Below are 14,748 nucleotides of genomic sequence, written 5' to 3' on the forward strand. Positions count from 1 at the left end.
ATTTGCACATCTGCACATCAAATATTATTTCTTCATCATGCCGATGAAATCATCGAACAGGTAACGGCTATCGTGCGGGCCGGGTGACGACTCGGGGTGATATTGTACCGAGAACGCGTTCTTATTTTTAACACGGATACCTTCAATCGACTGGTCGTTTAGGTTTACGTGGGTAATTTCTACTTTGTCAGATGCTCTTACGGCATCCTGCACCACACCAAAGCCATGGTTTTGCGATGTTACTTCGCAATGATTGATGATCACGTTTTTAACCGGGTGGTTTAAACCGCGGTGGCCATTAAACATTTTTTGGGTTGGGATATCGTTAGCCAAAGCCAAAAGCTGGTGACCAAGGCAAATACCGAACAACGGTTTATCTGTAGCCAATATCTTTTTAACAGTATCTATTGCGTATGGCATTGCCGACGGATCGCCGGGGCCGTTAGAGATAAAGTATCCCGAAGGAGAAAAATCTTTCTCCATTTCTTCGAACGTGGTTTTTGCCGGGTAGACTTTGGCGTAAACGTCACGGTCGTCAAAATTGCGTAGGATGTTCTTCTTAACCCCAAGGTCAAGCACCGCTACCCGGTAGGCAGCGTTCTCGTCGCCAAAGGTGTAAGTTTCTTTGGTAGATACCTGTGATGATAGCTCAAGGCCATCCATATCGGGTGCTTCGGCCAGTTTGGCTTTCAGTTCGTCGAGGTCTAAAATTTCTGAAGAGATAATAGCGTTCATGGCGCCTTTATCGCGGATGTGGCGAACTATCTGGCGGGTATCCACATCAGAGATGCCAACGATGTTTTGCTCCTGAAAATAATCCTGGATACTTTCGTTTGCCTGTTTGCGGCTGTAGGCGATGTTGTAGTTTTTACAAACCAACCCGGCTATCTGGATATTGGCGGATTCAACCTCTTCGGTAGCGATACCGTAGTTGCCAATGTGCGCATTGGTAGCCACCATAATTTGCCCAAAGTAAGATGGGTCGGTAAAAATTTCCTGGTAGCCGGTCATGCCGGTATTAAAGCAAATTTCGCCTGTGGTAGTACCAATTTTCCCGGCGGCCTTGCCATAAAAGGCTGTTCCGTCGGCCAATAATAAAACTGCAGGTAATTTGGTAAAATGATTCATTTAGCAAAAAAATTGAAAGGGTTATTGATTCGGATTTTCTGGCACGAAGCTCCGTGAAAACAAACCGGATGGCTGAAGTAAGATACCTCTTTATTCACGGCGCAAAAATAGAAAAATATTTACGATTTTAGATATACGATTTTAGATTTTTTAAGAATTGCAGCCACGTCGACTTTCTTGACCGCACTAAATCCGAAATCGTAAATCTAAAATCCGAAATAAGAATACCTTTGCATTACAAAACCAAAAAGATGCCATGTCGGTAAACAAGGAAGTTAAACGCATTACCACGCATATATTGCAGGAAATGAAGAACCGTGGCGAGAAGATAGCCATGCTTACGGCCTACGATTTTTCGATGGCTGCCATTGTAGATAATGCCGGTATGGATATTATCCTGGTGGGCGATTCGGCCAGTAACGTTATGGCCGGGCATGAAACCACGTTGCCTATCACGCTGGATCAAATGATCTATCATGCGTCGTCGGTAGTCCGTGCCGCAAAACGCGCTTTGGTGGTTGTGGATCTGCCATTCGGCTCATACCAGGGAAATTCTAAAGAAGCGCTGGCATCTGCTATTCGTATCATGAAAGAGGCAGGAGCACATGCGGTGAAACTGGAGGGCGGAGTAGAAATTGCAGAATCTATCAGCAGGATCTTAACCGCGGGTATCCCCGTAATGGGCCACCTGGGTTTAACCCCACAGTCGATCTATAAATTTGGCACTTATACGGTAAGGGCTAAAGAAGAGGTTGAAGCTGCCAAGTTGAAAGAAGATGCCTTGAAATTGCAGGAATTGGGTTGCTTCGGGATCGTGTTAGAAAAGATCCCCGCCAAGCTTGCCAAAGAAGTAAGCGCGAGCCTTACTATACCAACCATAGGCATCGGCGCAGGCCAGCATTGCGACGGGCAGGTATTGGTGATCCACGATATGCTGGGAATAAACAAAGGGTTTAAACCCCGCTTTTTACGCCAGTACGCCAGCCTGTTTGATGTGATGAACGATGCCATAAGCCATTATGTTGGCGATGTAAAGGCAAAAAGCTTCCCTAACGAGAAGGAAGAGTATTAATGTGCGGATATGCAGATATGCAGATGAAGCCTCTCCCCAGCCCTCTCCGAAGGAGAGGGAGTTATAAAATAAACACTTTCGGACTTCCGGACTACGGACTTCCGACTTAAAAATATGGCTCGACCGGAATTTAATTATATAAGTAAAGATGTTACCGATGAGGATGTGCTGTATGAGGACAACCACCTTATTGCGGTGAACAAGCGCGCGGGCGATATTGTGCAGGTAGATGATACCGGCGATGATTCGTTAGATGAGAAGGTGAAGCGGTACATCGCTCAAAAATACAACAAGCCGAACGGCGCTTTTCTGGGCGTGGTACACCGGTTAGATCGGCCCGTGAGCGGGGTGATACTGTTTGCTAAAACCAGCAAGGCTTTAGAGCGTATCAACAAAATGTTTAAGGGCCGCGAAATGCATAAAACCTATTATGCCATCGTGCGTAAACGCCCGCAGCCAGAAGCAGGTAACCTGGTGCATTACCTCATTAAAAACCCACAAAAAAATGTTACCAAAGCCCATGATAAAGAAGTGGCCGGCAGCCAACGGTCTGAATTAAACTACAAATTGGTTGGCGAACTGGATGGCTATTTTGTAATAGAGGTAGACCCCATAACCGGCAGGCCGCACCAGATCAGGGTTCAGCTATCAACCTTGGGTTGCCCAATAGTTGGCGACAATAAATATGGTTACCCCCGTGGCAGCCTGCGTAAAAGTATTTGCCTGCATGCTCGCCGCCTGCAATTCATCCACCCCGTAAAAAACGAGCCGATCCTGATTGTAGCTTCCCTGCCTAAAGATGGTTTTTGGGAAAAGTTTGAGGGGTTGATAGATTAAGGGTTAGTAAGCCTGTATCAACACCTCTGTAGGTATTTTCTTTTCTTATTCAATAGGTTTATTGGCATAGTTTTAAATCGTTTTGGCGGCAATTTTATCATATTCGGCATCGGTTCGCATAAACCTGATCCATGTGGATATATCACAATTTTTTTAATTTCTCCCAGGCCTTTTCATCCACCCAAACCCCCTCTTTTAAACTTTGCTCCCTTGTGCGCAGCATGTTTTCGCCGGGGAACAGGATCTCGTTATTGCTTTCGCCACCGCCGGTTTTGGTGTAGCTGATGATCTGGTCTATCAGCGATGCGTTCCGTTCGTTATCTGTTTTAATGGCGATAAATACTTGCGATACCCCTGTTTCTTTCCTGCCCGATTGTGTGATAACCGAAGTAGAGTCGCCCCCGCTAAGCAAAGTGGCCAGCAAATCTAACACCAGCGACAAGCCCGAGCCTTTCCAAAAACCGATAGGCAGGGCGCGTTTACTTTCCACTATCGCGGCAGCATCAATAGTTAAATTACCTTCCATATCATATCCACCGGGGACTGGGAGGGGTTTACCCTGCGCTTCAAACTGCCAAAGTTTGCCGAATGCATATTGCGAGATCGCCATATCCAGCACCACATTTCCGCCATCGCGAGGGATGGCAATGATGAGTGGATTGTTGCCCAGGCGTGGCTCGGTACCGCCCCAGGGGGGCAAGTTGGCAATGGTGTTAGTAAAACAAAGGCCAATGTAACCTGCCTCCGCAGCTTGGTTGCCGTAGGTGCCGCCACGCATCCAGTGGTTGGTATTTTTGATGGCTACACAACCAATGCCGTTATCCGTTGCCAGGGATATGGCCCTATGCATACAAAACTGCGCGTTAAGCACACCGGGACCAAGGTTGCCGTCCCATTGTTCCATAGCGCCGAAGCCGTTAACCTTTGTGGGTACGGCACCGGGGAACACCAAACCCTCTTTAATATATTCAATGAAAGTAGGGAAACGGTTAAGGCCGTGGCTGTGCACGCCGTCGCGACTGTTATCGGTAAAAACGGTTGCTATGGCATCGGCAATGGTATTATCAATATCGAGGCTGGTAAGCACCCGTTTAAATTCGGCTTTTAGTTGTTGGTAGGGTATGCGCATAAGGCAAATATAGCAGGCTTGTGCAACCTGTATAATTATATCGCCCCGAAATATTTACACATATAATGAGTTATAATAAAGCAGCTTTTGAAATTGCTTAAGTAAACTATCTTTGTAGCGTAAATGAAGAACAAACAATTATACTTTTTACTGGCCGTTTTGATGGTTTTGGGCTTTATGTTTAACTCATGCAAAAAGGAAAAGACCGACAGCCTAAAAAGTTTATTTACAACCGGTAACTGGCAATTGGGTACCGTTATCGAGTATAAATACTTGGGCAACCAGGAAACTTCCAAAGATACTTTGCAATGCGATTCGGCCCAGATATTTAAGTTTAACGATGATATGACCTGTAGCTACAGCTACTTTGATTGCCTTGGGTCTACGGTAAATGGTAAATGGTCGTTATCTGATACCAGGTTGTTTTTGTTTGCAGATCTTACTTATCCGACCGTAACTACAGCGGGTACAACGCAGCCCTTCATCAATTCGCGCATTGTTAATCTTGGTGAATTTTCGATGGTGCTGGAAACCGGCGACCTGCAAACTTATTATACCGCAACCGATACGCGAACCATTCGGCGATATGGATTTATACGTATTAAGCCTAATGTTGCACAATAATTTGAATAAATTTTATATTTTGCGTAACAAAAGCTACCATCCATTTTGAAAAAGAGAATTGCCATTTTTGCATCAGGGTCCGGGTCTAATGCCCAAAAGATAATGGAGCATTTTAAGCGTAACGCCGATGCCGAAGTTGTACTGATACTCACCAACAACGCACAGGCCTACGTTTTGCAACGTGCCGATAACTTCGAGATCCCATCGCACATATTTAACCGCCACGAGTTTTACGATACCGATGATGTGATAAGCCTGCTAAAAAATCTTCAGGTAGATATCATTGTGCTGGCCGGCTTTTTATGGCTGGTGCCGCCAAGTTTGCTAAGCGCCTTCCCCAATAAAATTATTAACCTGCACCCCGCATTGCTGCCTAAATTTGGCGGCAAGGGTATGTATGGCGATAACGTGCATAAGGCTGTATTGGAAGCAGGCGAGGAGGAATCGGGAATTACTATCCACTTTGTGAACACCCAGTTTGATGAAGGCGAGATAATTCATCAATCGCGCTTTAGGATAGATCCGGGCGATAACCTGGAAATGGTGAAATTTAAAGGCCAGCAGTTAGAACACCAGCATTTTCCGAAGGTTATTGAAAATTTGTTGAAGAAGATGCGTTCGTAAGTAATTAGTTGACTTATGGTTATTATGAGTTGCTTGTTATTATAACTGACCTTCAATCTCTTCGGAAACTGTCTTCCACCTCTCATTTACCTGTTCGTATAGGTCTTCAAAAGAGATCCGCAAAGTGCTTGTGCTGATATTTATCGGCGAGCCGTACATCCGGTAGTTCATCCTGGCCGCGCGCCTGCCCAATACATTGCTTTGCCTTTTGATGTAGCCTTCTGCGTCTTCTACCTTAACCACCATAAATTTTTGACTGCCAATTTCTATAACAGATAAGCTCACAACGTCTACCCAGGGTATAAAACCAACTGAAAAGGGGCTCGAATTATCTACAATGCCGTTATTATCTATAACAAAACCGGGGCCGGCATCAAACATTTTATTGGCTATAAATAAGGCGCATACGCCAAAAAATACAATGGCTGTGTATCCAACAATAGTTATTAATAAAAGGCTTTTGTGGAAGATGCCGGGGTTTTTCACAAGCCAGATGCCTGCGGCAACAAACAATAATGCACCAATTAGCAACGCAGTTATTTTTAGCTTATTTAAACCTATTTCTACAACACCGTTTACATCCTGATCCATAGCGGTAATTAGTTAACGCTAATGTAACCGCAGGGATGGCGAACTGTTTTATTTAACCTTTACAAACTGCATGGCGCAGCCCTTAATACAAGCTCTGTTGCCAAGGTTTAGCGAATCGCCTTTTACTCGGTATATAAAGTTTTGTTGGCCCGCGCCGCTAACTGTAAGGGTGATGCTGTCAGTTAAAGTATAGGTTTTGTAATCTTTAAACATGGTGCCTTCAATGGCGCCGCCTACTTTAAATACAGCGCTGGTATTGCCGGTTGCAGGTGTCCAAATTGTAGCAAGCGGGCCTATGCCTGCTTTAGTTCGCACCAGCTTCCATTCGCCAACTATAGAATTTGTAGGGTTGGAGACACTTTTTTTACAGGCACTCATACTAATAAACACCAGCATAGCAAGCAATAAAATTTTAACAGCAGGTTTCATAAAATTGGTTTTTATAGTGTTACGCAAAGGGTTGTAAATACGCTACAAAAATGAGGCTGTTTTTACGCTAATAACGAACCATGAATGATTTCATAAACAATCAATTCTCCATTGACTATTTTAAAAGCAATCACCCAGTCGTTAAAGTTAGTGCAAGAGTAACTTAGGGCCGCTAATTTTGGGTGCGAGCAAATGGTGTATTGGACATTAGGTATCGCGAGCCTATCAATTGAAGCTTTAAATTTAACGGCAAATCGGGCTCCACTACCAGGTGTGTTTTTAGATTCAACAAAGTCAGCTATAGCATACAGCACACGAGCCGCTTTAGGAAGTAGTTTAACTTTCACGCGCACTACTTGCGATTGATGTAGTTTGACAAAACTGTGTTTAAATCAATAGGTTCTTCATTTAACCCTTTGTTTAGATATATTTCCAGTTCCGCATCTGTTGCATTTCTGCCAATGCCGGTAACCATGTCAGCCTCACTTAATTCTTTAATTTCAGAGGTTTCGGCATGAAGGCCAAGTTCTTCGGCAAGCTGCATAAGCAACGTGGTTTTTTTGTCTGAGTTTGATTGAATAATCACCGTTGTCATACCTCTAATTTAGCTCAATTATTTAAATTGAACAAATTTTATTAAACCAACCAAATTTGCGAGACACAAGCTTAAAAAATACTGCTGCCGATCTCTTTCTCTAACTGCCAATTAACTAATCACTAATTAACTATTTATCTAACCACTAATTAACTTAATTACTTACCTTTGCGGCTCAAAAATTCCCTGTTGTAATGAGTCATTCTGTTCAAATAAAAAACGCGCTGATTTCTGTTTATTACAAAGACAACCTCGAGCCTATAATACACGAGTTGAACCGACTTGGTGTGAAGATATATTCTACCGGTGGTACCGAAACCTTTATCCGCGACCTGGGTGTTGATGTGATTGCTGTTGAGGACCTTACATCGTACCCGTCTATCCTTGGCGGCCGTGTAAAAACCCTGCACCCAAAGGTGTTTGGCGGTATCCTTGCCCGCAGAAGTTTTGACAGCGATGAACAGCAGCTGGCCCAGTACGGAATTCCCGAAATTGACCTGGTAATTGTTGACCTTTATCCGTTCGAAGAAACCGTAAATTCCGGCGCAGGCCAGGAAGATATTATTGAGAAGATCGACATTGGTGGCATTTCGCTTATCCGCGCGGCGGCTAAAAACTTTAAGGACGTGGTTATACTTGCGTCAAAAGACGATTACAGCGAGTTAGAAGAGATATTGAAAACACAGGAAGGTGCTACCACGATTGATCAGCGCCGCCGTTTCGCTCAAAAAGCATTTAATATCTCATCAAACTACGATACCCATATTTTTCAATACTTTGACCAAAGCGAGCCGATGCCTGTTTTTAAACAAAGCATCCAAAGAAGCCAGGTTTTACGTTACGGCGAAAACCCGCATCAAAAAGGTACATTCTATGGTAACCTTGATGCCATGTTCAACAAACTGAACGGTAAAGAGCTTTCATACAACAACCTGGTTGATGTTGATGCTGCCGTTTCTTTAATTGATGAATTTACCGAGCCTACCATCGCCATTTTAAAGCACACTAACGCCTGCGGTATCGCATCGCGCCAGCACATTAAACAAGCCTGGATAGATGCTTTGGCTTGCGACCCGGTTTCGGCCTTTGGTGGCGTTATCATCGCTAATGATGAGATAGATGCCGCTACCGCGGCAGAGATCGACAAGATATTTTACGAAGTTTTAATTGCGCCGGCTTATACCGACGAGGCGGTGCAGATACTATCAGCTAAAAAGAACCGTATCGTATTGGTTCGCCAGCCGGTTGAGCTGCCGCTTAAACAATTTAAAACTTTGTTGAACGGTGTTATCGAGCAGGATAAGGATAATACAGTAGAAGGCCCGTCGCAAATGAATTCGGTAACGGATAAAAAAGCAACCGATCACGAAATGCACGACCTATACTTTGCCAACAAGGTAGTTAAGCATACAAAATCAAATACCATCGTGTTCGCCAAAAACAACCAGTTAATGGCAAGCGGTGTTGGCCAAACTTCAAGGGTAGATTCTTTGAAACAGGCTATTATCAAGGCAGAAGGCTTTGGATTTGACCTAAAAGGCGCAGTAATGGCATCTGATGCTTTTTTCCCGTTCCCCGATTGTGTGGAGATCGCTGCCGATGCCGGTATTACCGCGGTTTTACAGCCGGGTGGTTCTATAAAAGACCAGGACTCTGTAAATATGTGTAACCAAAAAGGTATTGCCATGGTTACCACAGGAGTTCGCCATTTTAAACATTGATTGTGAGTGGTGATTAGAGAGGGGTGAGTGGTTGCTTATTTGACAACATAATAACTACTCACTTAATAAACTCCCCACAAATCAACCACAACAAATACGAATTATAAAAAATTAGAGTTATTAATTACTAATTTACACGAATACAAGGCCCGTGTTACCTGGGCACCAAAAACAGTTTTTAATTTCACATTCCAGCTAAATAGAAATAACGCCAAATGGGTTTATTTAATTTTTTCACGCAAGAGATAGCTATCGATCTGGGTACTGCAAATACCCTTATCATACATAATGATAAAGTTGTAGTTGATGAGCCATCAATTGTGGCCTTTGACCGTACAACAAACAAAGTAATTGCCATTGGCCGCCAGGCTATGCAAATGGAGGGCAAAACCCACGATAACATCCGTACTGTTCGTCCGCTTAAAGATGGTGTAATTGCCGACTTTAACGCTGCCGAGCTAATGATACGCGGCATGATAAAAATGATTAACCAGGGTAAAGGATGGTTTTTCCCATCGTTACGTATGGTGATCTGTATCCCATCGGGCATTACCGAGGTTGAAAAGCGCGCGGTACGCGATAGCGCCGAAATTGCAGGCGCTAAAGAAGTTTACCTGATATACGAACCAATGGCTGCTGCCGTAGGTATCGGTATCGACGTGGAAGAGCCCATGGGTAACATGATCATCGATATTGGTGGTGGTACTACCGAAATAGCGGTTATCGCTTTATCGGGTATCGTTTGTGACCAGTCTATCCGCGTAGCGGGAGATAACTTCGATTCGGACATCGTTCAGTACATCCGCCGCCAGCATAACATTATGATAGGTGACCGTACTGCCGAGAAAATTAAAATTGAAGTAGGTGCAGCTTTGCCTGAGCTTAGCGAACCTCCTGCAGATTTTGCGGTACAGGGCCGTGATTTGATGACAGGTGTTCCAAAACAGATCACCGTATCATACACCGAAATTGCGCATTGTCTTGATAAATCGATCTCTAAAATTGAGGAAGCGATCTTAAAGGCATTGGAGATTACCCCGCCCGAGCTTTCTGCCGATATTTACCAGACCGGTATTTACCTTACAGGTGGTGGCGCATTATTACGCGGTTTAGATAAACGTGTGGCTGCCAAAACCAAACTACCTGTACACGTAGCCGAAGACCCGCTTCGCGCCGTAGTACGCGGTACAGGCACAGCCCTTAAAAATATAGGTAACTTTAAGTTTTTAATGCAATAGTGTAGAAGCAAGAAATAAGAGTCAAGAATTAAGATAAGGTCTTGGCTCTTGATTCTTGACTCTTGATTCTAATAGCAAATCTTCCAGGCATGCGTAACCTCCTGATATTTATTGCCAAGTACAACGCATTCTTTCTATTCCTTATTTTCGAGATAAGTTCGCTTATCATCTATATCAAATACAACTCTTTTCAAAAGGCAACTTTCATTAACAGCACCAATCAGGTTACCGGTAATTTATATGCCAGGGCAGATGAGTTTAAAGGTTACCTGAGCCTGAAAGAAGTTAACGATAAGCTTGCTAAAGAAAATGCCGCGTTGCGTAACGAGTTGCGCTCATCTAAATATGTAGATACCGTATCAAAGCACCAGGTAACCGATTCTGTTTATAAGCAGCAATATATATACATCCCGGCGCAGGTTATCAGCAATTCGGTAAATAAGCGTAGCAACTATTTAACCATTAGCCGCGGCAGTAAAGATGGTATTGCCAAAGGCATGGGTGTAACCTCTGCCGATGGTGTGGTAGGCAAGGTTGTTTTTGTGGGCGAGCATTTGTCTATCGTACAATCGCTGCTTCATAAAGATTCGCGCTTTAGCGCTATGCTGGCTACCAACAAAGCTATTGGTTATTTGCAATGGGGCGAAGATATGGACCCGCATAAAGGTTTATTGGTTGATGTATCTAACAACGCCCAGCCAAAGGTTGGGGAGTTAGTGGTAACGTCCGAATTGTCGCTGTTTCCGGCGGGGATCCCGATTGGTAAAGTAAGCAAGCTTAACGCCAAGGGTGGCGGTTTTTTCCTGAATATGGAAGTAGCCTTCGCGGTTGATTTTAGCAAACTGGAATACGTGGATGTAGTGATCAACAAGTTTGCCCTGGAGCAAACCACTTTAGAAGCACAGGAGAAAAAGGCCGATGAGTAGGATCTTAATAATTAATCTTATCCGTTTTGTAGTGCTTGTAGCGCTACAGGTTTTCCTGCTGAAAAATATTTCGCTTTATAACCTTTCAACGCCGTACCTGTACATACTGTTTATACTTTTGCTGCCGTTCGAAACTCCAAACGTGGTGGTTTTTGTACTTGCATTTGTACTGGGTTTAACCATAGATGCTTTTTATGATACGCCGGGCCTGCACGCTGCATCATGTACCTTGCTGGCATTGGTGCGTGTGCTGTTTATCAGCATAACGGTGCAAAAGGATGGTTTTGATAATGAGCCTGAGCCTACGCTAAGCATAATGGGTTTCAGGTGGTTTTTTACTTACGCGCTTGTCCTTACACTTTTTCACCACTTTTTCCTTTTCAACCTCGAGGTTTTTAGGTTTGATGAGATAGGCTACACACTAAGCCGGTTTTTATTGAGTTCGATATTTACAGTATTTTTGATGCTGGTTTCGGGCTTATTGTTTTTCAGAAAGAAAGAGCGTAAATAAATGAATAGTTTTTTTGAGCGGAGGTACGTTATAGCAGGCATCTTTATCGCATTGATATTGGTGTTGCTTGCCCGCTTGTTCTATATCCAGGTGGTGGACGACCGCTACTCGCTTTACGCCAGCCAAAACGTTGTACGTAAATTTGTAAAATACCCTGCCCGCGGGCCAATACTTGACCGCACCGGCAAAATAATGGTGGAGAACGAACCCGTTTACGACATTACCGTTGTGCCCAAACAAGTAAAATCATTTGATACCATTGAGTTTTGTAAACTGCTTGGCATAGACCGTGAAGGTTATGATAAGCGCATGGTAAAGGCACGCAAGTACTCGCCATACCGCACCTCTGTTTTTGAGAAGCAGGTAACAGTAGAGCAATATGCCGCCTTCCAGGAACGCTTGTCAGAGTTTCCTGGTTTTGATACCCAGCAACGATCGTTACGTACCTATCCGGATACCGCCGCGGCACAATTTTTAGGTTATATAGGGGAAGCTACAGATGCCATCATCAAAAGATCTAACGGGTATTATAGTCCGGGTGATTATGTGGGAATAACCGGGGTCGAAAAATCATATGAAACCGTTTTGCGCGGCCAGCGTGGTGTCGAGAACATTATGGTAGATTCGCGCAATGTACGTAAAGGCAAATATGCCAATGGCGCATTCGACACATCGGCAGTAGCCGGCGAACGCCTCATCTCGTCGCTGGATATGACCATTCAGAAACTTGGCGAAAAACTGATGACCAACAAGGTGGGCAGTATCGTAGCCATCGAGCCATCAACCGGCGAGATACTTTGTTATGTAAGCAGCCCAACCTATGATCCTAACCTGCTGGTAGGCCGGCAGCGTGGCAACAATGCAGCCGCATTATATAAAAACCCCTACAAGCCATTTTTTACCCGGCCCGTTCAGGCATACTATCCGCCCGGCTCGTCATTCAAACCGCTTAGCGCGCTTATAGCAATGCAGGAAGGTGTTATAACCCCGCAAACCGTTTACCATTGCAGGGGGTATTACCAGGCCGGTAACCGCCGCGTTCCATGTTTCCATCACGAGGTACATGGCGATGTTAACCTGGCCAGCGCGGTTGCCCATTCATGTAATGGTTATTTTGATATGGTTTTTGAGAAGCTGATCAATCGTAACGGGGCAAAAAAAACGGATACATCATTTAATTACTGGCGTGATAATGTGGCCAAGTTTGGCCTGGGGGCAAAATTAGACCTGGATATGCCAAATGAAAACCGTGGCAATTTGCCTAAAGCAGCATATTACGATAAAGTTTACGGTAAAGGCGGCTGGCGTTCAAGTACTATAATTTCGTTGGGTATAGGCCAGGGTGAATTATCTGCAACGCCACTGCAGTTAGCTAATATCGAGGCTACTATTGCTAACCACGGTTACTATTACAAACCGCATTTAATTAAGTCTGTTGGCGATAAACAAGTGATCAGGAAAGAATATACCCTACGGAATTATGTAGGTGTTGATGCACAATATTTTGAACCTGTTATAGACGGAATGCAAAACGTGGTTGACTTTGGTACGGCCAGCAGTTCAAAAATACCGGGCATTGTAATGTGCGGAAAGACAGGTACAGCAGAGGTTAAGAACCGTGAATCTAATTCGGTGTTTGTAGCGTTTGCCCCGCGCGACAATCCAAAAATAGCTATAGCTGTGGTTGTTGAAAGCGCGGGACAGGGCGCTACCTGGGCAGCGCCCATTGCCAGTTTTATTGTTGAGCAATATTTAAAAAAGAGCATCTCTAAACGCCCGTCGGGTATTTTCCCGGAGTATTATATTGGGAGGAACCTGCTGCCCGAAATAATTTTGAAACCTGCCAATAAAGCAAAGATAAAAGCTGATAGCCTTAAAAAAGCTACTGCCGACTCACTAAAAAAAGCAGCGGCAGATTCCGCAAAAAGAATTAAATCGGCACAAAACAAGCCGGCAAAAAAAACTGACCAGAACAGGTTAACTGCCATGTTGGCAAACAGGAGGGACAATGAATAACCAGCGCAGCTTCTTTTTTAATGTCGACTGGTTAACGGTGTTGCTGTACCTTGCGCTGTGTACAATTGGTTGGTTCAATATTCATGCTGCGATGTATGATGAGAGTAATACAACCATCTTTAATATGGATACCGAATACGGTAAACAACTTGTTTATATCATTTCGGCGTTGGTAATAGGTTCCGTGATCTTGTTGTTAGAAAGCAGGTTCTTATCCGCCTTGGCGCCCGTGTTTTATATTGTAACGGTACTTTTGCTTATAGTGGTACTTGTTGCCGGGCATAATGTTGGCGGTAACCAGGCCTGGATAGATATGGGCGGCGGTTTCAGGCTGCAGCCATCCGAGTTTGCTAAGTTTTCTACCTGCCTCTTGCTGGCGCGATACCTTAGTGCCACCAACGTAAAAGTTACCGACCCAAAATCGTTTCTGATAGCCGGCGGGATCATTTTCCTGCCCATGTTGCTTATTAAAATGCAGCCCGATGATGGGTCGACATTGGTATTTTGTTCGTTAATATTGGTGCTTTACCGCGAAGGTTTATCCGTTTATTTCCTCATTATTATTGGCCTTTTGGTTACCCTGTTAATTTCAGCATTGCTGGTGAACGCCTGGTATATCATCATAGTTTTGGTAATTGCAGTTGCTTTACTGCTGTTTATGTTTGGCCGTAACCGCAAGTTTGCTACCGGTATAATTATTGGCTTAGTAGTAGCTATCGGCTTTGTTTTTGCCGCGAAACCGTTGTACCTGCATGGTTTAAAACCACACCAGCGCGTACGTATCGATGAGGTTTTGGGCTTAAGTAAAGACTTGCGCGGGGTTGGGTATAATCAAAATCAATCAAAAATTGCTATAGGGTCGGGCCGTGTCTGGGGTAAGGGTTATTTGCAGGGCACCCAAACAAAATACTCTTTTGTCCCTGCGCAAAGCACCGACTTTATATTTTGCACCGTAGGCGAAGAGTGGGGCTTTGCCGGATCTGTTGTGGTGCTGGGCTTATACCTGTTCCTGCTATTGCGCCTAATTGTTATTGCCGAGCGGCAACGTGCGCCTTTCGCGCGGATTTATGGATATGGAGTGGCATCTATCATCTTCTGCCACGTTATCATAAACATAGCCATGGCTATCGGTTACATGCCTGTTATTGGCATTCCGCTGCCGTTCATCAGCTATGGCGGGTCTTCATTATGGAGCTTTACTATCCTGCTGTTTATCATGCTAAAGCTCGATTCTAACCGGATGGGCTTATCTAATGATAGGTTTTAATAACTGCAAAAAAGCGTTAATTTAGGATACCTAACTTTAA

Annotated in this window: 16 protein-coding genes; 10 read left to right on the forward strand and 6 right to left on the reverse strand. The window is 44.2% G+C overall.

Going from position 1 to position 14,748, the window contains the following annotated elements; all coding sequences use genetic code 11:
* Positions 1-24: 24 nt before the first annotated feature.
* Positions 25-1,128, reverse strand: coding sequence for a glutamine-hydrolyzing carbamoyl-phosphate synthase small subunit (carA, locus tag ABIB39_RS07450; RefSeq protein WP_354428647.1), 1,104 nt, complete (start codon positions 1,126-1,128; stop codon positions 25-27).
* Between the two features lie 256 nt (positions 1,129-1,384).
* Here carA and panB point away from each other — a divergent pair, with 256 nt between their 5' ends.
* Together panB and ABIB39_RS07460 are read left to right on the forward strand one after the other, a co-directional pair.
* Entirely contained in the window at positions 1,385-2,200 is an 816-nt protein-coding gene (gene panB / locus ABIB39_RS07455) for a 3-methyl-2-oxobutanoate hydroxymethyltransferase (protein ID WP_354428648.1), read from the forward strand.
* 114 nt (positions 2,201-2,314) lie between these two features.
* Positions 2,315-3,037 (forward strand): RluA family pseudouridine synthase, encoded by a 723-nt coding sequence (locus ABIB39_RS07460; protein WP_354428650.1) that lies wholly within the window; start codon positions 2,315-2,317, stop codon positions 3,035-3,037.
* Positions 3,038-3,179: 142 nt separating this feature from the next.
* Here ABIB39_RS07460 and yiaK read toward each other — a convergent pair whose 3' ends face one another.
* The gene (gene yiaK / locus ABIB39_RS07465; RefSeq protein WP_354428652.1) at positions 3,180-4,166 is read right to left on the reverse strand and encodes a 3-dehydro-L-gulonate 2-dehydrogenase; all 987 of its coding nucleotides are present in this window, start codon (positions 4,164-4,166) and stop codon (positions 3,180-3,182) included.
* A gap of 123 nt (positions 4,167-4,289) precedes the next feature.
* Between yiaK and ABIB39_RS07470 the strand changes: the two genes are divergently transcribed.
* Both ABIB39_RS07470 and purN read left to right on the forward strand, forming a co-directional pair.
* Positions 4,290-4,790, forward strand: coding sequence for a hypothetical protein (locus ABIB39_RS07470; protein WP_354428654.1), 501 nt, complete (start codon positions 4,290-4,292; stop codon positions 4,788-4,790).
* 45 nt (positions 4,791-4,835) lie between these two features.
* The gene (purN, locus tag ABIB39_RS07475) at positions 4,836-5,414 is read left to right on the forward strand and encodes a phosphoribosylglycinamide formyltransferase (protein ID WP_354428655.1); all 579 of its coding nucleotides are present in this window, start codon (positions 4,836-4,838) and stop codon (positions 5,412-5,414) included.
* A 39-nt stretch (positions 5,415-5,453) separates the two neighbouring features.
* Here purN and ABIB39_RS07480 read toward each other — a convergent pair whose 3' ends face one another.
* The 4 genes from ABIB39_RS07480 to ABIB39_RS07495 form a co-directional block, all read right to left on the reverse strand.
* Positions 5,454-6,005 carry an STM3941 family protein gene (locus ABIB39_RS07480; RefSeq protein WP_354428657.1) on the reverse strand — a complete coding sequence of 184 codons (552 nt, stop codon included), beginning with the start codon at positions 6,003-6,005 and terminating at the stop codon, positions 5,454-5,456.
* Positions 6,006-6,053: 48 nt separating this feature from the next.
* Complete coding sequence (locus ABIB39_RS07485) at positions 6,054-6,434, reverse strand: hypothetical protein (protein WP_354428659.1); 381 nt, start codon at positions 6,432-6,434, stop codon at positions 6,054-6,056.
* A gap of 62 nt (positions 6,435-6,496) precedes the next feature.
* Positions 6,497-6,781, reverse strand: coding sequence for a type II toxin-antitoxin system RelE/ParE family toxin (locus ABIB39_RS07490; RefSeq protein WP_354428660.1), 285 nt, complete (start codon positions 6,779-6,781; stop codon positions 6,497-6,499).
* A 5-nt stretch (positions 6,782-6,786) separates the two neighbouring features.
* Entirely contained in the window at positions 6,787-7,029 is a 243-nt protein-coding gene (locus tag ABIB39_RS07495; RefSeq protein ID WP_354428662.1) for a hypothetical protein, read from the reverse strand.
* 194 nt (positions 7,030-7,223) lie between these two features.
* On the opposite strand from ABIB39_RS07495, the gene purH reads away from it, so the two are divergent.
* The 6 genes from purH to rodA all read left to right on the forward strand — a co-directional run bounded on the left by purH (position 7,224) and on the right by rodA (position 14,708).
* A complete protein-coding gene (gene purH, locus ABIB39_RS07500; RefSeq protein WP_354428664.1) occupies positions 7,224-8,750 on the forward strand; it encodes a bifunctional phosphoribosylaminoimidazolecarboxamide formyltransferase/IMP cyclohydrolase in 1,527 nt (508 codons plus the stop codon).
* 215 nt (positions 8,751-8,965) lie between these two features.
* Positions 8,966-9,988 (forward strand): rod shape-determining protein, encoded by a 1,023-nt coding sequence (locus ABIB39_RS07505; RefSeq protein ID WP_067054626.1) that lies wholly within the window; start codon positions 8,966-8,968, stop codon positions 9,986-9,988.
* A gap of 89 nt (positions 9,989-10,077) precedes the next feature.
* Complete coding sequence (mreC, locus tag ABIB39_RS07510) at positions 10,078-10,914, forward strand: rod shape-determining protein MreC (protein WP_354428665.1); 837 nt, start codon at positions 10,078-10,080, stop codon at positions 10,912-10,914.
* A complete protein-coding gene (gene mreD, locus ABIB39_RS07515; RefSeq protein ID WP_354428667.1) occupies positions 10,907-11,425 on the forward strand; it encodes a rod shape-determining protein MreD in 519 nt (172 codons plus the stop codon). The genes mreC and mreD overlap by 8 nt, the downstream gene beginning before the upstream one ends.
* A complete protein-coding gene (mrdA, locus tag ABIB39_RS07520) occupies positions 11,426-13,441 on the forward strand; it encodes a penicillin-binding protein 2 (RefSeq protein WP_354428669.1) in 2,016 nt (671 codons plus the stop codon).
* Positions 13,434-14,708, forward strand: coding sequence for a rod shape-determining protein RodA (gene rodA / locus ABIB39_RS07525; RefSeq protein ID WP_354428671.1), 1,275 nt, complete (start codon positions 13,434-13,436; stop codon positions 14,706-14,708). Before mrdA ends, rodA begins: the two co-directional genes overlap by 8 nt.
* Positions 14,709-14,748: the final 40 nt, after the last annotated feature.

It is taken from the genome of Mucilaginibacter sp. UYP27 (assembly GCF_040547175.1).
GTDB lineage: Bacteria > Bacteroidota > Bacteroidia > Sphingobacteriales > Sphingobacteriaceae > Mucilaginibacter.